Below are 20,598 nucleotides of genomic sequence, written 5' to 3'. Positions count from 1 at the left end.
CCCTTGTCGAAATCGAGTTGATGAGAGCATCCAGATGAAAGAACGACTGAGTAATGACTTCCAGTTTGTCGAGGTTGGACGTGTCGACCCGAAAAAGGTCCCGGCCAAGAAGCGGAAGAAAGAGTTTGGTGAAATTTACCACCCCTTCACAGCAGATAACGCGGCGTCCCAGTCCCATCGCTGTCTCGAATGTGGTAACCCTTATTGCGAGTGGAAGTGCCCGGTTCACAACTATATCCCGAACTGGCTCAAGCTGGTTTCCGAAGGCAATATCATGCGGGCCGTCGAGTTGTGTCATCAGACCAACTCCCTGCCTGAAGTTTGTGGCCGCGTTTGTCCGCAGGATCGCCTTTGTGAGGGTGCCTGCACCCTGAACGACGGATACGGTGCGGTAACCATCGGGTCTGTCGAGAAGTACATTACCGACACCGCCTTTGCCCTGGGCTGGAAACCGGATATGTCAGCGGTGAAGTGGACAGACAAGAAAGTTGCCGTCATCGGCGCGGGGCCTGCGGGTCTGGGCTGCGCGGACGTTCTGGTTCGCAATGGCGTCAAGCCGGTTGTATTCGATATCTATCCGGAAATAGGTGGCCTGCTGACCTTCGGCATTCCCGAGTTCAAGCTGGAAAAATCCGTTATGACCCGTCGCCGCAAGGTGTTCGAGGAGATGGGCGTGGAATTCCGTCTGTCTACCGAGGTGGGCAAGGACGTTCAGCTGCAGGAGATCATTGACGAGTACGATGCCGTTTTCATGGGCATGGGCACCTACACCTACATGAAGGGTGGTTTCCCGGGTGAGAACCTGCCGGGCGTGTACGATGCACTGCCGTTCCTAGTTTCGAACGTCAACCGTCGTCTCGGCTTCGAGAAAGACGAAGCAGACTTCATCGACATGAAAGGCAAGCGGGTTGTTGTCCTGGGTGGCGGCGATACGGCCATGGACTGCAACCGCACCTCGATCCGTCAGCAGGCCGAGAGCGTCACCTGTGCCTACCGCCGGGATGAAGCCAACATGCCGGGTTCTCGCCGGGAAGTGGCCAACGCCAAGGAAGAGGGCGTTAAGTTCCTCTTCAATCGTCAGCCCATCGCCATTATTGGTGAAGACCGGGTTGAGGGTGTGAAGGTGGTTCAGACCCGTCTGGGCGATCCCGACGAAAATGGTCGTCGCCGTCCGGAAGTAGTTCCGGGTAGCGAGGAGGTTATTCCTGCGGACGCGGTTCTGGTCGCCTTCGGTTTCCGTCCGAGTCCGGCCGACTGGTTCGATGAGCTGAAGGTGAATACCGACGATTCGGGCCGGGTAACTGCTCCGGAAGGCGCCGAGTTCATGTTCCAGACCAGCAACGAGAAAATCTTTGCGGGCGGGGACATGGTCCGTGGTTCCGATCTTGTCGTAACCGCTATCTGGGAAGGCCGTCAGGCTGCCGAAGGCATCATGGATTACCTGGATATCTGATTGCACGGTTGATCCTGATCAGAAGGGCGGTTTCCTAAGGGAAAGCCGCCCTTTTTTATTCCCGCAAACCGGGTATTATGGCGTCCATCCAATTTTCCCCTTTGTACAGAACACGCTGGATTTCCTATGACCGAGCTGAAGAATGATCGTTTCCTGCGCGCCCTGATGCGCCAGCCCGTGGACCGCACACCGGTTTGGATGATGCGACAGGCAGGGCGATACCTGCCGGAGTACCGAGCCACCAGGGCAAAAGCCGGTGACTTTCTCAGCCTGTGCAAGAACACGCCGTTGGCCTGCGAGGTAACTCTGCAGCCTCTGGAACGTTTCCCACTGGACGCGGCGATCCTGTTTTCAGACATCCTGACGATTCCGGATGCATTGGGTCTGGGCCTGTACTTCGAAACCGGCGAAGGCCCGAAATTCCGGAATACGATCCGCTCCGAAGCTGACGTTGCGGCTCTGCCAAAGATCAACGCCGAGGTGGATCTGGACTACGTTATGAACGCGGTTTCGACCATCCGCGGAGCCCTGAACGGCAGCGTTCCCCTGATCGGTTTCTCCGGCAGCCCCTGGACCCTGGCGACTTACATGATTGAGGGTGGCTCTTCCAAGGATTTCCGGGAGGCCAAGAAGCTCATGTATGGGCAGCCTGAAGTTATGCACCGCTTGCTGGACCATCTGGCGGATGCGGTCATTGATTACCTCAACGGCCAGATCAAGGCCGGTGCCCAGGCCATTCAGATTTTCGATACCTGGGGCGGAGTGTTGAGCAGCTGGGCCTATGAGGAGTTCTCGCTGCGCTACATGAAGAAAATCGTCGACGGCCTGATTCGCGAGAGCGATGGTCGCCGGGTGCCGGTTATTCTGTTCACGAAGAACGGCGGTCAGTGGCTGGAATCCATTGCCGATTCCGGTGCGGATGCCGTTGGCCTGGACTGGACCACCGATATCGGCAATGCCCGTGCCCGCATTGGTGGCCGGGTTGCCCTCCAGGGCAACATGGATCCGGCCATGCTGTATGCGCCGCCTGAGCGGATTCGCCAGGAAGTGGCCGATATCCTGAGGCGCTTCGGTTCTGGCCCGGGGCATATTTTCAACCTTGGCCACGGTATTACACCGGATGTGGATCCGGAGCATGCCAAGGCGTTCATTGAGGCTGTGGTTGAACTGAGCCCAGAGTATCATCGCTGAGGCTGAGGCTGAGGCTGAGGCTGAGGCTGAGGCTGAGGCTGAGGCTGGGGCGTCGTTCCTAGCCTTCGAGCCTGGAGTCTGAGTCTGTTGTGGGGTCCTTTCCAAAAACCGCTATGAGCACGTCCCTGTGGCTTGTCTCCGGCCGTCCATGGCCTCCGACATTTTTGGAAAGGGCCCCACAACAGCCTCGCTCTTACATCGTAGATATGTCTGCCTATTCTACGGCCCTTGCTGAGCTCAAGATTCCCGGGATGCATCAAACTGTCCGGACCTCAGTCAGTCCCGTAGGTCGGATTAGGTGCGCAGCGCGTGCCGTAATCCGACAACCTTAGTCCCACTCAAAATCTACTCTGGATGCAATCTCCTGTCCGGTCTATAGTCAGGTAAAACAAGACCGGTAAACAGGAGTAACCACTTGCCCACAAAGACCCCAGAAAAGCGCCGGTTCCATCGGATCGAATTCGATGCGCCTTGCGAACTCCACTGTCAGGAGTCCGTCTGGACGACGGAGGTGCTGGATATTTCGCTGAAAGGTGTTCTGGTCAGGCGGCCGGAGGGGTGGCAGGTGCCGTTAAAGCAGCCCTGTGAGGTGATTATCCACCTGAACGACCATGAGGCGGGAATCGTTATGGCCGTCGAGCTTCGACACGTGGAGCCCCAAAGGTTGGGTTTTAAATGCCAGTACATTGACCTTGATAGCGCTACGCATCTGAAACGACTTGTTGAACTGAATCTGGGTGACCAGGCACTGTTGGAAAGAGAATTTGCCCACCTGATTGATTAGTCGGCCCCTCCTGCCAACCACTCCGTGAGCTCAAAACCACGAGGGCCTAGAGCTCTTCGAGGGCAGTAAGCGCATCACTCAGTTTGGTCACCGGAATCACCTTCATGCCGTCGATGGCCTTGCGCGGGGCATTGGATTTAGGCACCAGGGCCCGGGTGAAGCCGTGTTTGGCGGCTTCGTAGATGCGTTCCTGGCCGCTGGGAACCGGGCGGATTTCCCCGGAGAGGCCGACTTCGCCGAAGATCACCAGATCCTGGGGCAGGGCGCGGTCGCGGAAGGAGGAGACGATAGCGGCCAGCAGTGCCAGGTCGGCGCTGGTTTCGTTGACCTTTACACCACCGACCACGTTCACGAACACATCCTGATCGGAGACGTGCATGCCGCCATGGCGGTGCAATACGGCAAGGAGCATGGCCAGCCGGTTCTGATCCAGGCCAACCGCGACTCGTCTGGGGTAGCCGCCCTGAGCCATATCCACAAGGGCCTGGATCTCCACGAGCATCGGGCGGGTGCCTTCCCAGACCACCATCACCACGCTTCCCGGGGCCGCATCTTCGCCGCGGTTCAGGAAGATCGCGCTGGGGTTCTTCACTTCCTTCAGCCCCTGTTCCAGCATGGCAAATACGCCCAGCTCGTTCACAGCACCAAACCGGTTCTTGATCCCCCGAAGGGTTCGATAACGGCTGTCGCTGGAGCCTTCCAGCAGGATCGAGCAGTCAATCATGTGTTCCAGGACCTTCGGGCCGGCCAGACTACCGTCTTTGGTGACGTGGCCGACCAGGAACAGGATGGTGCCGGTCTGCTTGGCGAAACGTGTCAGGTAGGCGGCGCTTTCGCGTACCTGGGAGACACTGCCAGGGGCGGACTCGATGTCCGCCATGTGCATCACCTGAATACTGTCTACCACCAGAATTCGGGGCTTTTCGGCCTCGGCCACCTGCATGACTCGTTCGACACTGGTTTCGGACAGCATCTTCAGGTCTTTGGTCGGAAGGCCCAACCGTTTGGCACGCATGGCCACCTGCTGCAGGGATTCCTCACCGGTGACGTACAAAGCGGGGACGCTTGCCGCCAGGTGGCAGACGGCCTGGAGTAGAAGGGTACTCTTGCCCGCGCCCGGGTGGCCGCCCATCAGAACAGCCGAGCCCTCGACGAGACCTCCGCCCAGAACCCGATCAAACTCCTGCATGCCGGAGCTGATACGGGGCTGCTCTGCCAGGCTGACATCATCCAGGCTCTGGACCTCGGACAAGCTGCCGGCAAATCCCTCAAAGCGGCCTCCGCGGGCGCCTTTGCTGTTGCTGCTGACGCCGCGGACTTCGCTGATGGTGTTCCAGGCCTGGCAGGCCGTGCACTGGCCCTGCCACTTGGAATAGTCTGCACCGCATTCGGTGCAGACGTAGGCGGTTTTGGATTTGGCCATGAAGGGTACTTGCCTGATTAGTTGTCGGATTACGGCTGCGCCTAATCCGACCTACGGTGTGGTTCTGATCCTTGTAGGTCGGATTAGGCCCTCAGGGCCGTAATCCGACAAAGGCTCTTACGCGAGTCTTTTGTACTTCATACGCTTGGGCTGCATGGCTGAATCGCCCTTACGCTTCTTGAAGTCTTCGTCGTACTCGGTGAAGTTGCCTTCGAAGTACACCACCTCGCCATCATCCTCAAACGCCAGAATGTGGCTGGCGACACGGTCGAGGAACCAACGGTCGTGCGAGATAACCAGGGCAGAGCCCGGGAAATTCAGCAGGGCTTCTTCCAGGGCGCGAAGGGTTTCCACGTCGAGATCGTTGGTAGGCTCATCCAGCAGCAGCACGTTGCCGCCCTGTTTCAGCAGCTTGGCGAGGTGCAAACGGTTGCGCTCACCACCGGACAGGTCGCCAACCCGCTTCTGCTGGTCGCTGCCCTTGAAATTGAAGCGGCCAACGTAGGCCCGAGAAGGGGTTTCGTAGTTGCCCACTTTGATGATGTCGTTGCCGTCGGAGAGTTCCTCCCAGACGGTTTTGCTGCCATCCAGATCGCGCATCTGGTCTACATAGGCCAGTTCCACGGTTTCCCCGACGGTGATGTCGCCAGAATCCGGCTTGTCGAAACCGGCAATCATCTTGAACAGAGTGGATTTACCGGCACCGTTACCACCGATAATGCCCACGATGGCGCCGGGCGGCACGCTGAAGGACACGTCTTCATATAGCAGGCGGTCACCGAAGGACTTGCTGATACCGTCAACCTCGATCACCTTGTTGCCCAGACGGGGTCCGGGTGGAATGTAAAGCTCGTTGGTTTCGTTACGCTTCTGGAATTCCTGGGAACTCATCTCCTCGAAACGGGCCAGACGGGCCTTGCTCTTGGATTGACGACCCTTGGCGTTGCTGCGTACCCATTCCAGTTCCTGTTTGATGGCTTTCTGGTGAGAGGCTTCCTGCTTGGATTCCATCTCCAGACGCTTCTCCTTGTTCTCCAGCCACTGGCTGTAGTTGCCTTCAAAAGGAATGCCGTGGCCACGGTCCAGCTCCAGGATCCAGCCAGCGACGTTGTCGAGGAAGTAGCGGTCGTGGGTGATGGCAACCACGGTGCCTTCGTAGTCGTGGAGGAACCGCTCGAGCCAGGCCACGGATTCGGCATCCAGGTGGTTGGTAGGCTCGTCCAGCAGCAGCATGTCCGGGCCCGACAGCAGCAGGCGGCACAGGGCTACCCGGCGGCGTTCACCACCGGAAAGAACGCTGACTTTCTGATCCCAGGGTGGAAGGCGCAGTGCATCAGCCGCAACTTCCATCTTGCGCTCAATATCGTGGCCATCGGTCGCCTGGATATAGGCTTCAAGTTCGCCCTGCTTCTTGGCCAGGGCATCAAAATCTGCATCCGGTTCGGCGTAGGCGGCGTACACCTGGTCCAGTTCGGCCAGCGCGTCATGAACGCCGGAAACCGCCTCGTCGACGATCTCCTTGACGGTTTTCTCTTCGTCGAGCTCCGGCTCCTGGGGCAGATAGCCCACGTTGATGCCGGGCTGCGGGCGGGCTTCACCGATGTAATCCTGGTCTACGCCCGCCATAATGCGGAGCAGGGTGGATTTACCGGCACCGTTGAGACCCAGAACGCCGATCTTGGCGCCGGGAAAAAAGCTCAGGGAGATGTCTTTCAGAATCTCGCGCTTGGGCGGGACCACTTTGCCCACGCGGTTCATGGTGTAGACGTATTGCGCCATTTTGTCAGCATCCTTCTTGCGAATTGAGTGTCGAGATCACTGAAGGTGTCTGGCTGAGGCCATCGGGTAGGGCGATCCGGGATCGTCAAAATCAGGGATGATTTTGTCGAGCGTACAGGGATGTATTCACAGCGTATCCCGGATCGCCCTACCCGATGGCCGTAACTCCACAAGCCGCAACCAATGAACGTAGACCGGCTAAGGTATCGAAACCTACCAGTGATAGCAATTGAGCAGAAACCGGAGTTGGCCGCATGCCGGTATCTGCGGACGGCATAAAGGGTGATTTTTCACCCGTTTGTGGGATAGAATAGCGGCCCAATTTTTCAGGGAGCCTGCGGAGATCACCAAAGGTCTCCGGGCCAGCCAAGCACACAGGGGCAGCGCATCCATGTTTAATCGTGAAATGAAAATCGCCGGCTTTGACGACGAGCTCTGGAACGCCATGCAGGCGGAAGAGAAGCGCCAGGAAGCTCACATTGAGCTGATCGCGTCCGAGAACTATACCAGCCCCCGGGTGATGGAAGCCCAGGGTAGCGTGCTGACCAACAAGTACGCGGAAGGCTATCCGGGCAAGCGCTACTATGGCGGCTGCGAGTTCGTGGATATTGCCGAAGATCTGGCGATTGAGCGCGCCAAGGAGCTGTTTGGTGCTGCCTATGCCAACGTTCAGCCGCATTCCGGTTCCCAGGCCAACTCCGCTGTTTTCATGGCCCTGCTCAAGCCAGGTGACACTGTCCTGGGTATGAGTCTCGCCCACGGCGGCCATCTGACTCACGGCGCCAGTGTCAATTTCTCTGGCAAGATCTACAGCGCAGTGCAGTACGGTATCAATACCGACACTGGCCTTCTGGACTACGATGAAATTGAGTCGCTGGCTCTGGAGCATAAGCCAAAAATGATTATTGCCGGCTTCTCCGCGTATTCCCAGGAGCTGGATTTTGCCCGCTTCCGCGAGATTGCCGACAAGGTGGGTGCCTATCTGTTCGTTGATATGGCCCACGTGGCTGGTCTCGTTGCCGCCGGCGTTTACCCGGATCCGGTTCCCCACGCCCACGTTATTGCTACCACCACCCACAAGACCCTTCGCGGTCCTCGCGGTGGTCTGATTTTGGCCTGCGACGACGCTGACCTGCAGAAGAAACTGAACTCTGCGGTATTCCCGGGTGGTCAGGGCGGACCGTTGATGCACGTGATTGCTGCCAAGGCCGTGTGCTTCAAGGAAGCCATGAGCGACGAGTTCAAGACCTACCAGCAGCAGGTTGTGAAGAACGCCTCTGCCATGGCCCAGGTTTTCGTCGATCGTGGCTATGACGTGGTTTCTGGTGGCACCAAGAACCACCTGTTCCTGGTCAGCCTGATCAAGCAGGACATTACCGGTAAAGACGCGGATGCGGCGCTGGGTCGTGCCCACATCACCGTGAACAAGAACGCGGTTCCCAATGATCCGCGGTCTCCGTTCGTCACTTCCGGTCTTCGCATTGGCACCCCGGCAATCACGACCCGTGGTTTCGGTGAGTCCGAGTGTCGTGACCTGGCTGGCTGGATCTGCGATATCCTCGATAACCTGGACGATGAGGCGGTCAACAGCCGGGTTCGCGAACAGGTGGGTGCCCTTTGCGCCGGTTACCCTGTCTACGGCTGATCGTTTTCTAGCTAGACTACAGGCATGACCTGCCGGGCCGATCAGTCGGCCCGGCTTCCTCTTCGGAGTTCCTGACTATGCATTGTCCCTTCTGTGGTGAAGCAGATACCAAGGTGATCGACTCCCGGCTGGTAGCCGAAGGAGATCAGGTACGTCGTCGCAGGGAATGCCTGTCCTGCCGGGAGCGGTTCACGACCTTTGAGTCTGCCGAACTGGTGATGCCGCGGGTGGTCAAGCAGGATGGTACCCGTCAGCCTTTTGATGAGGAAAAGCTGCGCGCGGGGCTGATGAAAGCACTCGAAAAACGGCCTGTGAGCATTGAACAGATTGATGCGGCCCTGAATCGTATCAAATACCGTTTGCGGGCGACCGGCGAGCGGGAAGTGAAGTCCATGCAGTTGGGTGAAGAGGTGATGACCGAATTGCGCCAGTTGGACAAGGTTGCCTATGTCCGTTTCGCTTCGGTGTATCGCAGCTTTCAGGACATCAACGAGTTCAAGGAAGAGATTGAGAGGTTGTCGGCCAGTAACGGTGAGGCAGCGGTGGATGTTGCCAAAGCGCTGGCGGACAACCACGCTCCGAAAGGCAAGGCATGATCGAGAACCGCGACAGGGCCATGATGGCGCGGGCTGTCCAGCTTGCCTGGCGCGGTCGGTACTCTACCCATCCAAACCCCCGGGTTGGCTGCGTCATCGCCCGGGGAGATCTGGTTCTTGGCGAGGGGTGGCATGAGCGTGCCGGAGAAGCCCACGCCGAGACCCGTGCCCTGAGTCAGGCCGGTCCGGATGCTCGGGGTGCGACAGCATATGTAACACTTGAGCCGTGCAGCCATTTTGGCCGGACGCCGCCCTGCGCCAGGGCGCTGATCGATGCCGGTGTTGCTCACGTCTATGCCGCGACCAAGGACCCGAACCCCTCGGTGTCTGGCCGAGGGCTGGACATGCTCAGGGAAGCTGGAATCCGAGTTACCGAGGGCTTGCTGGCGGAGGAGGCTGCACGCCTGAATCCGGGCTTCATGAAGCGCATGAATACCGGGCGGCCTTGGGTGCGACTCAAAATGGCGGCAAGCCTTGATGGCCGTACAGCCATGGCCTCCGGAGAGAGCCAGTGGATAACCGGCGCAGACGCTAGGCGGGATGTTCAGCGCCTCAGAGCGATCAGTGATGCCATCCTGACCGGTGTCGGCACGGTGCTCGCCGACGACCCGTCACTGACGGTACGGCGCGAAGAGCTGGGGGATATCGGCGACGCGACGGAGCCGTCGAGGCAGCCGCTGCGGGTTATTGCCGACCGGGACGCGAGAACACCGTCTCTGGCGAAAATCCTTCAGGGCGGTAACGTGCAGGTGTTTTGTGCGTCATCGACTCTTGCGACAGCGCCCGCTCAGGATCTCGCGGCGCTGGGCATTAGCCTTACCGGCGTTGCCTGGAAAGATAACGGGATCGACCTGGCTGAATTGCTGGACTCGCTGGGCGAGCTTGGAATCAACGAGCTGCTGGTTGAAGCGGGCCCCACTCTGGCCGGCACCTTCATCAACGAAAATCTGGTCGACGAACTCTGGCTCTATCAGGCGCCGGCTTTCCTCGGCAGCACGGGACGTCCGACCGCACACCTGCCGCTGGAAACCATGGCAGATAAAGTACAATGGAAAGTGCTGGACCGACGTCAGGTAGGTGAGGATCAGCGTCTGATCCTTGCCCGCCGGTAATCCATAAACTCAGGATGTTCCGCAAGCCAATAGTTGCCGGAACGCCGCAAGGGTGCAAAACCATATGGCACTGAACAGCATTGAAGACATCATTGAAGATATCCGTCAGGGCAAGATGGTCATACTGATGGATGACGAGGATCGCGAGAATGAGGGCGATCTCGTGATGGCTGCTGAGCATTGCACGGCCGAAGCCATCAACTTCATGGCGCGGTTTGGTCGTGGCCTGATCTGCATGCCCATGACCCGGGATCGCTGTGAGCAACTGGGGTTGCCGCTGATGGTCCAGCAGAACGCCTCCGGTTTCGGAACCAAGTTTACCCTCTCCATTGAGGCTGCCGTGGGAGTGACCACGGGTATCTCCGCGGCAGACCGGGCCCGCACCGTGCAGGCAGCGGTCGCCCGCAACGCCAAAGCCAGTGATCTGGTTCAGCCCGGCCATATTTTCCCGTTGATGTCTGATCCCGGCGGTGTTTTGAGTCGCGCGGGGCACACGGAAGCATCCTGTGACCTCGCCGCACTGGCAGGTTGCGAGCCGGCAGGCGTGATCTGCGAGATCATGAATGACGACGGCTCTATGGCCCGCCGGGAAGATCTGGAGCGGTTCGCCGAAGAGCATGACCTGAAGATTGGTACCATTGCCGATCTGATCCACTATCGGACCATGAACGAGCGAACCGTTGAGTGTGTGGAGGAAAACGACCTCGACACCGAGTACGGCGTGTTCAAGCTTCGGACATACCGCGACAACATCCAGGGAGCCACCCATTTGGCAATGTTGATGGGAGACATTTCTCCGGATGAACCGGTCTATGTCCGGGTCCACATCACGGACACCCTGCGGGACCTCCTCGGCGCGCGCCGCAAGGACTCTCGCAGCTGGCCCCTGCATCACGCCCTTGAAAAGGTGGCAGAGGAAGGTCGGGGCGCGGTCGTCCTGCTGAACAGCGCCGAGGACAGCTACAACCTGGAAGACCGGATCCAGGAATTCTTTGATGAGGGTAAGGGCTCCTCCGGCAAGGGAAGCTCCGGCGTTTACTTCACGGTAGGCACCGGCTCCCAGATTCTCCGGGATATCGGTGTTGGCAAGATGCGCCTGCTGAGCCCGCCTATCAAGTTCTCGGCCATTTCCGGTTTCGATCTGGAAGTTGTTGAGTACGTTCCCTATACCCCTGAATGAACAACCCGGTCGTGGCCCCGATGCCGCGACACGTGAAGGAGCCATCGATGGCAGATATCAGAGTAATTGAAGGTGATTTTACCGAGTGCAGCGGACGTTACGCGCTGGTTGTAGGCCGTTTTAACGGCTTTGTTGTGGAAAGCCTGGTTGAGGGCGCGCTGGATACCCTGCGCCGTCAAGGCATTTCCGATGACGACGTCACCATCGTTCGCGTACCGGGGGCCTATGAAATGCCCCTGGCCGTCAAGCGTGTTGCAGAAACCGGTGAGTACGATGCGATTATCGCCCTGGGTGCTGTTATTCGTGGCGGCACACCCCATTTCGAGTATGTTGCCGGCGAGGCCTCCAGTGGTCTTGGCGCGGTCAGTCTTGAGACCGACGTGCCGGTAACGTTCGGTGTGCTGACGGTGGATTCCATCGAACAGGCCATCGAGCGTTCCGGAACCAAGGCTGGTAACAAGGGCGCAGAAGCGGCGATAACGGCCCTTGAAATGGTCAGCCTGTTCAAGAAGCTGGGTGAGTAATGAGCGAAACCGAAGGTACATCACCGCAGCCGGCTCCGTCCGGCCAACCGAAAGCCGGTGATCGACGCCGTGCCAGGGCCCTCGCCATGCAGGGGCTCTATCAGCGTCATTTCAGCAAAACGGCGATTTCTGACATCGAAGCCGAGTTCATGGTCGACAACGACATGAGCAAGGTCGACCTGCTGTATTTCCGGGATCTGCTCCGCGGGGTACATCGCGAGCAGGGCGAACTGGACAAGCTGATCGAGCCGTTCCTGGATCGGCCTATTAAAGAGGTTGATCCCGTGGAACTGGCGATTGTCCGCCTGGGAGCCTATGAGCTTAAGCATCGGCTTGATGTGCCCTACAAGGTCGTCATCAACGAAGGCATTGAAATGGCCAAGCGCTTTGGTGGCACCGAGGGCCATAAATTTGTTAACAGTATTCTCGACAAGCTGAGCGGCCGACTCCGGCTTGCCGAGACCCGCGCCCGCTAGCCGATGGGCGAGTTCGAGCTGATTCGACGTTACTTTCTGCCGCTTGCCGGGCGGCAGGAATCCGGATCCCTGATCCTGGGCCCCGGGGACGATTGCGCGATTCAGCGGATTCCCGCTGGTCGGGATCTTGTGTTTTCTGTGGATGCCCTCGTGGAGGGTGTCCATTTCCCCCGAAATTACCGCCCCGAGTACCTGGGCTGGCGCGCTCTTGCTGTAGCCGCCAGTGATCTTGCGGCGATGGGCGCTGACCCGGAATGCTTCACGCTTGCGCTGACATTGCCCGCTGCCGATGAGCAGTGGCTTGAAGACTTCTCGATGGGATTGCGAAAGGCCAGCGAGGCGTTTGGCCTGAAGCTTGCCGGCGGAGATACCACCTCAGGGCCGCTCACCTTGAGCCTACAGGTGCATGGCACCGTGGAGCAGGGAGCCGGGATTCGACGCTCCGGCGCCCGTCCCGGGGATCTGATTGCCGTGTCCGGAACCCTGGGGGATGCCGGCGCCGCTTTAGACTATCTTTCGGAACCTGCCCCTTCCGCTGACATGCTTGCCGTGCTCGAACGCTATCACCATCCCTGGCCAAGACTGGATCTGGCAGGCGCTATACGCCAATATGCCACCGCGGCGGTTGATATCTCTGATGGCTTGCTGGCAGATCTCGGGCACATTCTTTCCGCTTCGGGGGTCGGCGCTCGGATCGAGAGTGCCAGTATGCCGCTTTCGCCTGCGCTTGTTCGCCTCAAGGGTGAAAAGGCCCTGGACTACGCACTGCGCTCCGGAGATGATTACGAACTGTGCCTGTGTTTCTCGCGAGAGAACTGGGGGCGTGCTCCGGAATCACTGAAGCGCCAACTCACCGTGATCGGCTTCGTTGAAGCTGAACAGGGCCTGTATCTCGACGGTGTCGATTGCAGTTTGAAAGCGGTGCCCGCCGGGTTTGATCATTTCAGGAGTGAATCATGAGTCAGGAAGGCGAGACCCCGGAACCGGAGGCGCCGGCAGTCATACTCCCACCGGGGTTTTTGCGCAATCCGGTTCATTTGCTCGCTTTTGGTTTTGGCAGCGGCGCAACGGCGAGGGCTCCCGGCACCTGGGGCAGCCTGGCCGCCATTCCGCTCTGGTACGGTTTCGCCTGGTTACCACCCGTGGGTTACTGGCTGGTGGTGCTAATTGCTTTTATCGTGGGTATCTGGCTTTGCGGAAAAACCGCTGAAGACCTCAAAGTTCACGATCATGGCGGTATTGTCTGGGACGAGTTCGTCGGGATGTGGATTGCCCTTGGTCTGTTCCCCGACAACATCTATGGGGTCTTGGGCGCTTTCGCTCTGTTCCGCCTCTTTGACATCGCCAAACCATGGCCCATCAGTTGGCTGGATCAACACCTGCCCGGCGGTTTGGGTATCATGGTTGACGATGTTATTGCCGGCGTCATGGCCCTGATCTGCCTGTGGGCAGTAGACGCGTGGCTGGTGCCCGTCATGGTCTAGACGGGCACGAAGGCCTGTCAGTGAAGCTGTTGTTCTTCCGGCAGCATACGGACCACGTGCAGAAAGCGCTTGAGGCCTGTTTCCGCCCGCTCCCGCGAAGCGAACGGGCCACTGTCAAACCCTTCCCGGGTGGTAAAGTACCATTTGCTCCCTACGCAGAAAAATCGACTACTGCGAAAGGGAACCGGCCCTTCTTCTCCGGTCCTGCGATGGGTGTCCATGGCGTCTCCTGTACTGCCCGCTTTTCGTTCTTGCTTCTCGGGCGCCGCGTTAATATCTGCCGATCTGTTTAAAATTAACCCAATTCGGGGCGAATTCAACATTTTTTTACAATTTTACGGGTTGCGTCTCAATCGGGATCAGCGATGAAGAATCCGGAATGGGCCGGCAAAGCGCGCTGTTGTCTTGCCCTTGTCAGATGCACTCGTCAGAATGCTACGGAACTGGCGCCAGCCTGACGCCATTTCCATCCTAATGCCAAGGAGACTAAATGAACATTTCTCATGTGATCCGTGTTTTTCAATCGACAGGACAGGGCTGGCGCCGAGCTGTCGCACGCGTTCGTGCTGGACTGGTTGCAGTGGTTGTCATGTCTCTGGCGGGATGTGCTTCCAGTGTCAGCGTTGTGGAAACCTGGGAAGGAAACCCGGCGGCAGCGTCCAATGCCGCCACGCTTGAGGCGCCAGGCGAAATCCGGGTGACCCGGGTGAATGGCCGCGTTATGACCAACTTCCTGATGGACGACCTGGCGCTCGACTACGCCTTGCTTCCCGGCGAAAACGAGGTTGTTTTTGTTTACAAGACGATCTGGGCGAAAAGCACCGTGGTCAGAAACGGAGAATCGAAAGTTCACGTGATTGAGAGCGAGCCCCAGGTTGTTCGTTTCGAAGCAGAAGCCGGTGAAACCTATCGTTTCGACTTTGATCAGCCGGAGTCTCGTCAGGAAGCCGAGCAGGAAATGCCGGAGTTCTCCGCTGCTATCGTCTCTTCTGCCGGAATGACCATGGCAAGCTCAACCGTTTGGGATGGGGAAGAGCAAGTGGCCGCTTCCCGCACGCCGATTCCGGCATCTACGTCCGACAGCACACCGGTTAGCGGTGATAATGCGCTTGAACAGCTCAAAACCATCTGGGAAACAGCGAGTGATGAGGAGAAGAAGGCGTTTCTTCGTTGGGCGTTCGAATAACCTGAGACGTGCTTGAACGTTTCCGGGGCCCGTTCAGGCCCGGAAACGTTTCAGGGCTTTTTTGAGAAGGCCCTCCATCGCGGTCATGGCATCATCTGCGAGGGTCTGTGTTGGGGAGGCTGCGATGGGTTCTTTGGTTTCCTCTGTTCCGAGCCGTTCCATGGCTGCTTCAATGGCGTTGAGGCTTTCATCCACGTGAGCCTGCAATGACTCTCCGTGGGCCACCAAATCTGGGCAGGTGGTGAAATTCAGTGTCAGCCTTCCCTCATAGCTCACCGCTACAATCACCAGTCCCATACTGTCGAACAGCGGCGCCGTATTGTATTGCTGAACCAGGCGTGCACCCTGCAGATACAGTGGAACCTGTGGTCCGGGAACATTGGTGATTGGCAGATTGAATACCGGCTGGTAACGCTGGGCAATTTGCAATTCCGAGTAAAGTCTTGCGGACAGCGCCAGCATGGTTGAAGGCAGCAGTTCCGTCAGCCGATCTGCAGCAATAGCCTCCCGATAGGGCTCTGAGGCAACCGCGTTCCAGTGTATGCGCCGTATCCGCTGGGCAGGATTGGTTTCATCGGTCGCCAGATCCAGCAGCATGGCAGACATCTGGTTCCCGGTGGCTCGGCGCAGGCTGTTGGAACGAACCGAAATCGGTGTCATTGCCACCAAAGACTTGTCGGCATTGGCGCCCTCGCTGATCAGATAGCGCTTCAGGGCCTCGGCACAAAGGCCCAAAACCACATCGTTCAACGTTACGTCCCCGAGAAACGCCTTGATCGCCTTCAGGCGCGAAAGCTCCACGCTGGCGGCGACAATCTGGCGATTTGCCGTAATCTGCCGATTGAAAGGGCTGTTTGGGGCGGAAAACAGGGGCAGCGGGAGTGGCAGTTTGCGTAATTGCTTCTGGATCAGTCCCCGGGCTGTAGCCTCGGCTGCGTTGAACGCCAGAGAGGTGAACTGCAGTGGCGTGCGAATGATGTTCGCACCGGCCTGAAGCATGACCCGTTCTTCGGAGGGTTCTGGTCTGGGCTGCCAGGGTCGAGGTGGCGCAATCGGGCTGGGCTCGGGCGTATACTCCAGCAGTTTGCCAATAATCTCCTCGCCACTGAAGGCGTCGATGGCAGCGTGGTGCAATTTGACGATCAAAGCGAAGCCGTCACTGCCGGTGTCCTCCTCGTCCAGTTTGAAACCGTCTACGAAGGTGATGTGCCACAGCGGGCGGTCCCTTTTCAGAGGTTCTTCCAGAATCCGTGAGGCCAGCGTCATCAGGCTTGCCTTGCGGCCGTGTTCGCCCAGATTAACGTAGGCAAGGTGGCGCTCGATGCTGAAATCGGGGTCATCAATCCAGTAGGGGCGGCCCAGGCGCAGGGGAATTTCTTTCAGGCGTTGCCGGAAAACCGGCACAACATGCAGACGGCTTCGAAGGTAGGCGACAAAGGTGCTGAAGGCCAGCGGTTTCTCCCGTTCGGAAGCATCGAAGAGGTAGATGCCTCCGATGTGCATCGGTGTGGTTTCCGACTCGAGATACAGGAACGAGGCATCCAGTTCCGACAGTTGCCGCATCAGAGAGCTCCCTTCGGCGTTGGTTTCAGCTGCAGTATAAACGAAGTGCCCGGGCAAACGGTTGACTCATTTGCCTGGTATGACGCCGAGTTGGAGTCATACCATTTGCTTTATTTTCAGCCTGTTAGCCAGTCTGAAACGGCTCCCTCCGCGCTGAGTCGGTCCCAGAACCACATCAGGGCCTTGCCCTGGTCCTCGGCATGCCTGGCCAGGTGCAGTTTGATTGGCTGGCGCGATTCCTGAACTTCCTTGATGACCAGTTTGCCTTCCTTCAGTTCTGCGCTGATTCGTGCCCTTGGTAACCATCCCACGCCGAGGCCGGCTACCTGTATGGCGATCTTCTGGTCAATGTTGGCCACCGTCAGGGTTCGCTGGCGGTGGAATATGCCGGCGTGGCCCGGGGGCAAGGACCTTGATGTGTCTGCAGCGACGGCTGCCGGATAACGGGAGATATCTTCCTCGGAAAGCGGGGCTTGGCCATCGGCCAGGGGGTGATCGGCGGCAACGGCGAATACGAATGTCATGTCGCCCAGGGATTGGGTTGTGTAGTTTCCCGCAGGCTTGCTGAAATTATCGGCGCCGATGATCAGATCCACGCGGCGACTTTGCAGAGCATCCCAGGTTCCGGCAAAGACCTCTTCCACAATTTGTACATCTACCGGTACGCCCAGCTCATAGAATTCCTGGATTGCCGGAAACAGGCATTCCGCCGGCAGCAGTGAGTTGAACCCGATCCGTAACCGCGTTTCCCAGCCCTGGGCGACCTGGCGTGTGGTGTGCGCGAGGTTTTCTGCCGCCTCGAGCAGTGTGCGACCCTCTTCCAGAAGGTAGCGGCCGGCCGGTGTCAGTCGGGCGCGGTGACCGGTTCGGTCGTAAATGGCGACATTCAGGTCCTCTTCCAGCTTCTGCACGGTGTAACTGATGGCGGAGGGAACCCGGAACAGTTCGTTGGCGGCACCGGCGAAACTGCCTTTGCGGTCAATGGCATCAAGGACTTTGAGGGCGTCAATGGTGATGGCTGTATGCATGTTCGAATTATCTGAGGTTGTTGGCCAGAAATGCTTGTTTGAGAGCGTAGCAGGGTCCCCGGTATTCTGCCTGTATTGATTTCATCATGTTCAGGAATTTTAACGGGAGGGCTTTATGGGCCTGCTGATTGATGGCAAATGGCACGACAAGTGGTATGACACCGACAAGACCGGTGGCAAGTTTGAACGGGAAGCAGCGCGTTTCCGGAACTGGGTGACCGCCGATGGCTCGCCGGGGCCGGATGGCGAAAGCGGTTTCAAGGCGGAATCAGGGCGCTATCATCTCTATGTCTCAATGGCGTGCCCCTGGGCGCACCGGACGTTGATTTTCCGGAAGCTCAAGGGGCTGGAGAAGCATATTTCGGTGTCAGTGGTGCACCCTGACATGGTTGAAAACGGCTGGGAATTCCGGCCCGATAGCGAGCAGCACCGGGACCATCTCCACGGATTCCGCTTCATGCACCAGGTCTATACCAAGGCTGCCCCGGAATATTCTGGCCGGGTAACGGTGCCGACCTTGTGGGATAAGAAGAAGGAAACGATTGCGAGCAACGAGTCTGCCGAGATTATCCGGATGTTCAATTCGGCATTCGATGGCCTCGAGGGTGTTCGTACCGACTTGGATTTCTATCCCGAGGAGCTTCGAGGGGAGATCGATGAGGTAAACGCACGGGTTTATGACACGGTCAACAATGGTGTGTATAAGGCGGGGTTTGCCACCGCGCAGGATAAATATGAGGAGGCGTATAACGCGCTGTTCGACTCCCTCGACTGGCTTGAAGAGCGGTTGTCCGGCCAGAGGTATCTGGTAGGTGGTCGCCTGACTGAAGCGGACTGGCGTTTGTTCACCACGTTGATCCGGTTCGATGCGGTGTACTACAGCCACTTCAAATGCAACCGACAGCGCATCAGTGATTTTCCGGCGCTTTCTGCCTACGTTCGGGATCTCTACCAGGTGCCAGGCGTGGCAGAAACGGTGGATATCGGGCAGATCAAGCGTCATTACTACGTGAGCCAGAGAACCATTAATCCTACTCAGATTGTGCCGGTTGGGCCGGCGCTGGACTTTGAATCGCCTCATGGCAGGGAGGTTTTGGGGTGACTTGCTGTTGGCTGGTGTCGGATTACGGCTTCGCCTAATCCGACTTACCCGGATTAACTCGCAATGTAAGAATGTAGGTCGGATTAGGCGAAGCCGTAATCCGACAAACCGTCAGCGAGAAACGGCGCTAGCTAACCCGCGCAACCGCAATGTCGGTCAGCAGCACCATCGCTTCCTTGTGCGCAGATTCTGGAAGGCATTGCAGGCAGGCCATGGCCTGCGCGGCCTGTTCCCTGGCTTTCGTCATCGTGTATTCAATTGCACCTGAGCCTTCAACAATTTCCAGGATTTTTGGCAGATCGTCCAGGCCGCCCTTGCGGATCGCCTGGCGGATCAGTTGGCGCTCATCCTCTGTGCCGTTTGCCATGGCGTGAATAAGGGGCAGGGTGGTCTTACCTTCGGCCAGGTCGTCGCCCACGTTTTTGCCCATGGCTTCGGCGTCGCCCCGATAATCCAGGACATCGTCGACCAGCTGGAACGCGAGACCCAGGTGCTTGCCGTAGTCTTTCAATCCCAGTTCCTGTTCCTCACTGGCAGCGGCAAGCAGGGCGCCGGTGTGGGAGGCGGCTTCGAACAGCATGGCGGTCTTGTTGTGGATGACCTTCATGTACTGTTCTTCTGTGAGGTCCGGGTTTTTCACGTTCATCAGTTGCATGACCTCGCCTTCGGCGATTACAGCTGTGGCGTGGGACAACACGTCCATGATCCGCAGGCTTTTCAGCTCCACCATCATCTCGAAGGCACGGGCGTAGAGGAAATCACCTACCAGTACGCTTGGGGCGTTGCCCCAGCGTGCGTTGGCGGTGCTGCGACCCCGGCGCATGTCTGAGGTATCCACCACATCATCGTGCAGCAGGGTGGCGGTGTGCAGGAATTCGATCACAGCGGCGAGCTTGAGATGGTCGTTTTTTTCGTAGCCGGCGGCCTGACTGGAAAGCAAAACCAGCAACGGTCTCAAACGTTTACCGCCACTTTCGATGATGTACTGGGCGATTTTCTCCACCAGGGGAACATCTGAGGAAAGCCGCTGGATGATCAGATCATTAACGCGGCTGAAGTCGTCGGCCACGGTGTCGTAAATGCGCTGGGCTGTCATGCGGCTTGTGGATCCCTTGCTGGTGTTATCGTCGTCGCGATCGTTGATATTAAAGGCAGGTCGCGGCAATGCTAGGTATTGCCGAAGGTAGTGTCAACTTGGCTTGTGTTGCGGAGCGTCTTTTCGTACAATCACGCGCCCAACTCATCCCAACCTGCGCTCCCTGCTATAGGGTCGCCAGAGCGCCTCCCTTAGAACCAGGTGGATAAGAGCAGGGATGGGTCAATCGCGGAGAACGAGTAAATGTACGCAGTTATTGTTAGCGGTGGTAAGCAACACCGTGTAAAAGAAGGCGAAACCCTGAAGCTGGAAAAGCTGGAAGTTGAAACCGGTGGCAACGTTGAGTTCGATCGCGTTCTGCTGATCGCCGACGGCGACAAGGTTCAGGTAGGCGCGCCGGTTGTTGATGGTGCCAAAGTGACTGCGGAAGTGGTTAGCCACGGCCGTCACGACAAAGTTCAGATCATCAAGTTCCGTCGTCGTAAGCATCACATGAAGCGTCAGGGCCACCGTCAGTGGTTTACTGAAGTCAAGATCACGGGTATCAAGGGCTGAGGCTCTCGAATTACCCCTTAAATAAGGAGGCTGGTAATGGCTCACAAAAAAGCAGCAGGTAGTACCCGTAACGGTCGCGATTCCGAGTCGAAACGACTTGGTGTGAAGCGCTATGGCGGTGAGACTGTTTCTGCAGGCAGCATCATCGTTCGTCAGCGTGGCACCCGTTTCCATGCTGGTAGCAACGTTGGCATTGGCAAGGACCACACCCTGTTCGCGAAAGCGGAAGGTCAGGTGAAGTTCGAAGTCAAAGGCCCGCAGAGCCGTAAGTTCGTGAGCATCGTTCCGGCTGCGTAAGCAGCGGCGATCCGGTTCTGTCGAACCTTGGGTGGCGCTGATACCCTGATATTATCAGGGAATCATAGTCATCCGGAGCCCCGCAAAGCTTCCTAGAGGCTGCGGGGCTTTTTAGTTTATGCGC

At 58.1% G+C, this 20,598-nt stretch carries 21 protein-coding genes; 15 read left to right on the top strand and 6 right to left on the bottom strand.

Going from position 1 to position 20,598, the window contains the following annotated elements; all coding sequences use genetic code 11:
• The first annotated feature begins 34 nt into the window (after positions 1-34).
• The 3 genes from J3362_RS18985 to J3362_RS18975 all read left to right on the top strand — a co-directional run bounded on the left by J3362_RS18985 (position 35) and on the right by J3362_RS18975 (position 3,428).
• Entirely contained in the window at positions 35-1,453 is a 1,419-nt protein-coding gene (locus tag J3362_RS18985; protein ID WP_008170781.1) for a glutamate synthase small subunit GltD family protein, read from the top strand.
• Positions 1,454-1,579: 126 nt separating this feature from the next.
• Positions 1,580-2,644 carry a uroporphyrinogen decarboxylase gene (gene hemE, locus J3362_RS18980; RefSeq protein ID WP_349521783.1) on the top strand — a complete coding sequence of 355 codons (1,065 nt, stop codon included), beginning with the start codon at positions 1,580-1,582 and terminating at the stop codon, positions 2,642-2,644.
• Positions 2,645-3,059: 415 nt separating this feature from the next.
• Positions 3,060-3,428, top strand: coding sequence for a PilZ domain-containing protein (locus tag J3362_RS18975; RefSeq protein ID WP_349521782.1), 369 nt, complete (start codon positions 3,060-3,062; stop codon positions 3,426-3,428).
• 46 nt (positions 3,429-3,474) lie between these two features.
• On the opposite strand, the gene radA is transcribed toward J3362_RS18975, so the two are convergent.
• Together radA and ettA are read right to left on the bottom strand one after the other, a co-directional pair.
• Positions 3,475-4,851 (bottom strand): DNA repair protein RadA, encoded by a 1,377-nt coding sequence (gene radA / locus J3362_RS18970; RefSeq protein ID WP_349521781.1) that lies wholly within the window; start codon positions 4,849-4,851, stop codon positions 3,475-3,477.
• A 117-nt stretch (positions 4,852-4,968) separates the two neighbouring features.
• Complete coding sequence (ettA, locus tag J3362_RS18965; protein WP_349521780.1) at positions 4,969-6,630, bottom strand: energy-dependent translational throttle protein EttA; 1,662 nt, start codon at positions 6,628-6,630, stop codon at positions 4,969-4,971.
• Positions 6,631-7,021: 391 nt separating this feature from the next.
• On the opposite strand from ettA, the gene glyA reads away from it, so the two are divergent.
• The 8 genes from glyA to J3362_RS18925 all read left to right on the top strand — a co-directional run bounded on the left by glyA (position 7,022) and on the right by J3362_RS18925 (position 13,647).
• Complete coding sequence (glyA, locus tag J3362_RS18960; protein WP_349521779.1) at positions 7,022-8,275, top strand: serine hydroxymethyltransferase; 1,254 nt, start codon at positions 7,022-7,024, stop codon at positions 8,273-8,275.
• Between the two features lie 77 nt (positions 8,276-8,352).
• Positions 8,353-8,871, top strand: coding sequence for a transcriptional regulator NrdR (gene nrdR, locus J3362_RS18955; protein ID WP_008170769.1), 519 nt, complete (start codon positions 8,353-8,355; stop codon positions 8,869-8,871).
• Positions 8,868-9,983, top strand: a complete 1,116-nt coding sequence (ribD, locus tag J3362_RS18950) for a bifunctional diaminohydroxyphosphoribosylaminopyrimidine deaminase/5-amino-6-(5-phosphoribosylamino)uracil reductase RibD (RefSeq protein ID WP_349521778.1) — start codon at positions 8,868-8,870, stop codon at positions 9,981-9,983. The genes nrdR and ribD overlap by 4 nt, the downstream gene beginning before the upstream one ends.
• A gap of 64 nt (positions 9,984-10,047) precedes the next feature.
• Positions 10,048-11,163 carry a bifunctional 3,4-dihydroxy-2-butanone-4-phosphate synthase/GTP cyclohydrolase II gene (ribBA, locus tag J3362_RS18945; RefSeq protein WP_062786483.1) on the top strand — a complete coding sequence of 372 codons (1,116 nt, stop codon included), beginning with the start codon at positions 10,048-10,050 and terminating at the stop codon, positions 11,161-11,163.
• A gap of 47 nt (positions 11,164-11,210) precedes the next feature.
• Positions 11,211-11,687: a 6,7-dimethyl-8-ribityllumazine synthase gene (gene ribH, locus J3362_RS18940; RefSeq protein WP_349521777.1), complete on the top strand. Its 477-nt coding sequence runs from the start codon at positions 11,211-11,213 to the stop codon at positions 11,685-11,687.
• On the top strand, positions 11,687-12,163 hold the full coding sequence (nusB, locus tag J3362_RS18935; RefSeq protein WP_008170760.1) for a transcription antitermination factor NusB: 477 nt from the start codon (positions 11,687-11,689) through the stop codon (positions 12,161-12,163). The genes ribH and nusB overlap by 1 nt, the downstream gene beginning before the upstream one ends.
• A gap of 3 nt (positions 12,164-12,166) precedes the next feature.
• Positions 12,167-13,123 carry a thiamine-phosphate kinase gene (gene thiL / locus J3362_RS18930; RefSeq protein ID WP_349521776.1) on the top strand — a complete coding sequence of 319 codons (957 nt, stop codon included), beginning with the start codon at positions 12,167-12,169 and terminating at the stop codon, positions 13,121-13,123.
• Positions 13,120-13,647, top strand: a complete 528-nt coding sequence (locus J3362_RS18925) for a phosphatidylglycerophosphatase A family protein (protein WP_349521775.1) — start codon at positions 13,120-13,122, stop codon at positions 13,645-13,647. The genes thiL and J3362_RS18925 overlap by 4 nt, the downstream gene beginning before the upstream one ends.
• 17 nt (positions 13,648-13,664) lie before the next feature.
• Here J3362_RS18925 and J3362_RS18920 read toward each other — a convergent pair whose 3' ends face one another.
• Positions 13,665-13,868, bottom strand: a complete 204-nt coding sequence (locus tag J3362_RS18920; RefSeq protein WP_008170755.1) for a DUF6316 family protein — start codon at positions 13,866-13,868, stop codon at positions 13,665-13,667.
• Positions 13,869-14,272: 404 nt separating this feature from the next.
• On the opposite strand from J3362_RS18920, the gene J3362_RS18915 reads away from it, so the two are divergent.
• Positions 14,273-14,833 carry a DUF2057 family protein gene (locus J3362_RS18915; RefSeq protein ID WP_502882452.1) on the top strand — a complete coding sequence of 187 codons (561 nt, stop codon included), beginning with the start codon at positions 14,273-14,275 and terminating at the stop codon, positions 14,831-14,833.
• A gap of 33 nt (positions 14,834-14,866) precedes the next feature.
• On the opposite strand, the gene J3362_RS18910 is transcribed toward J3362_RS18915, so the two are convergent.
• Positions 14,867-16,396: a WS/DGAT/MGAT family O-acyltransferase gene (locus J3362_RS18910; RefSeq protein ID WP_349521774.1), complete on the bottom strand. Its 1,530-nt coding sequence runs from the start codon at positions 16,394-16,396 to the stop codon at positions 14,867-14,869.
• A 116-nt stretch (positions 16,397-16,512) separates the two neighbouring features.
• Positions 16,513-17,424, bottom strand: coding sequence for a LysR substrate-binding domain-containing protein (locus tag J3362_RS18905; RefSeq protein WP_349521773.1), 912 nt, complete (start codon positions 17,422-17,424; stop codon positions 16,513-16,515).
• Between the two features lie 115 nt (positions 17,425-17,539).
• Between J3362_RS18905 and J3362_RS18900 the strand changes: the two genes are divergently transcribed.
• Complete coding sequence (locus J3362_RS18900; RefSeq protein ID WP_349521772.1) at positions 17,540-18,526, top strand: glutathione S-transferase family protein; 987 nt, start codon at positions 17,540-17,542, stop codon at positions 18,524-18,526.
• A 127-nt stretch (positions 18,527-18,653) separates the two neighbouring features.
• On the opposite strand, the gene ispB is transcribed toward J3362_RS18900, so the two are convergent.
• Positions 18,654-19,622, bottom strand: coding sequence for an octaprenyl diphosphate synthase (gene ispB / locus J3362_RS18895; RefSeq protein WP_349521771.1), 969 nt, complete (start codon positions 19,620-19,622; stop codon positions 18,654-18,656).
• A gap of 243 nt (positions 19,623-19,865) precedes the next feature.
• Here ispB and rplU point away from each other — a divergent pair, with 243 nt between their 5' ends.
• Together rplU and rpmA are read left to right on the top strand one after the other, a co-directional pair.
• Positions 19,866-20,177, top strand: a complete 312-nt coding sequence (gene rplU, locus J3362_RS18890) for a 50S ribosomal protein L21 (protein ID WP_008170744.1) — start codon at positions 19,866-19,868, stop codon at positions 20,175-20,177.
• 36 nt (positions 20,178-20,213) lie between these two features.
• Positions 20,214-20,474, top strand: a complete 261-nt coding sequence (gene rpmA, locus J3362_RS18885; protein WP_036134654.1) for a 50S ribosomal protein L27 — start codon at positions 20,214-20,216, stop codon at positions 20,472-20,474.
• Positions 20,475-20,598 lie beyond the last annotated feature (124 nt).

This window comes from Marinobacter sp. NFXS11, from assembly GCF_040148675.1.
Taxonomy (GTDB): Bacteria; Pseudomonadota; Gammaproteobacteria; order Pseudomonadales; family Oleiphilaceae; genus Marinobacter.
Note: the sequence above shows the minus strand (reverse complement) of the source record. Positions and strands in the feature narration are given on the sequence as shown.

Bases quoted from the DNA above. Each gene is read 5' to 3' on its own strand.
- J3362_RS18920 (WP_008170755.1), bottom strand. From the start codon at position 13,868: ATGGACACCCATCGCAGGACCGGAGAAGAAGGGCCGGTTCCCTTTCGC.
- ribD (WP_349521778.1), top strand. From the start codon at position 8,868: ATGATCGAGAACCGCGACAGGGCCATGATGGCGCGGGCTGTCCAGCTT.
- radA (WP_349521781.1), bottom strand. From the start codon at position 4,851: ATGGCCAAATCCAAAACCGCCTACGTCTGCACCGAATGCGGTGCAGAC.
- J3362_RS18905 (WP_349521773.1), bottom strand. From the start codon at position 17,424: ATGCATACAGCCATCACCATTGACGCCCTCAAAGTCCTTGATGCCATT.
- ribH (WP_349521777.1), top strand. From the start codon at position 11,211: ATGGCAGATATCAGAGTAATTGAAGGTGATTTTACCGAGTGCAGCGGA.
- rplU (WP_008170744.1), top strand. From the start codon at position 19,866: ATGTACGCAGTTATTGTTAGCGGTGGTAAGCAACACCGTGTAAAAGAA.
- hemE (WP_349521783.1), top strand. From the start codon at position 1,580: ATGACCGAGCTGAAGAATGATCGTTTCCTGCGCGCCCTGATGCGCCAG.
- glyA (WP_349521779.1), top strand. From the start codon at position 7,022: ATGTTTAATCGTGAAATGAAAATCGCCGGCTTTGACGACGAGCTCTGG.
- J3362_RS18925 (WP_349521775.1), top strand. From the start codon at position 13,120: ATGAGTCAGGAAGGCGAGACCCCGGAACCGGAGGCGCCGGCAGTCATA.
- ribBA (WP_062786483.1), top strand. From the start codon at position 10,048: ATGGCACTGAACAGCATTGAAGACATCATTGAAGATATCCGTCAGGGC.
- J3362_RS18910 (WP_349521774.1), bottom strand. From the start codon at position 16,396: ATGCGGCAACTGTCGGAACTGGATGCCTCGTTCCTGTATCTCGAGTCG.
- thiL (WP_349521776.1), top strand. From the start codon at position 12,167: ATGGGCGAGTTCGAGCTGATTCGACGTTACTTTCTGCCGCTTGCCGGG.
- ettA (WP_349521780.1), bottom strand. From the start codon at position 6,630: ATGGCGCAATACGTCTACACCATGAACCGCGTGGGCAAAGTGGTCCCG.
- J3362_RS18985 (WP_008170781.1), top strand. From the start codon at position 35: ATGAAAGAACGACTGAGTAATGACTTCCAGTTTGTCGAGGTTGGACGT.
- ispB (WP_349521771.1), bottom strand. From the start codon at position 19,622: ATGACAGCCCAGCGCATTTACGACACCGTGGCCGACGACTTCAGCCGC.
- J3362_RS18900 (WP_349521772.1), top strand. From the start codon at position 17,540: ATGGGCCTGCTGATTGATGGCAAATGGCACGACAAGTGGTATGACACC.
- rpmA (WP_036134654.1), top strand. From the start codon at position 20,214: ATGGCTCACAAAAAAGCAGCAGGTAGTACCCGTAACGGTCGCGATTCC.
- nrdR (WP_008170769.1), top strand. From the start codon at position 8,353: ATGCATTGTCCCTTCTGTGGTGAAGCAGATACCAAGGTGATCGACTCC.
- nusB (WP_008170760.1), top strand. From the start codon at position 11,687: ATGAGCGAAACCGAAGGTACATCACCGCAGCCGGCTCCGTCCGGCCAA.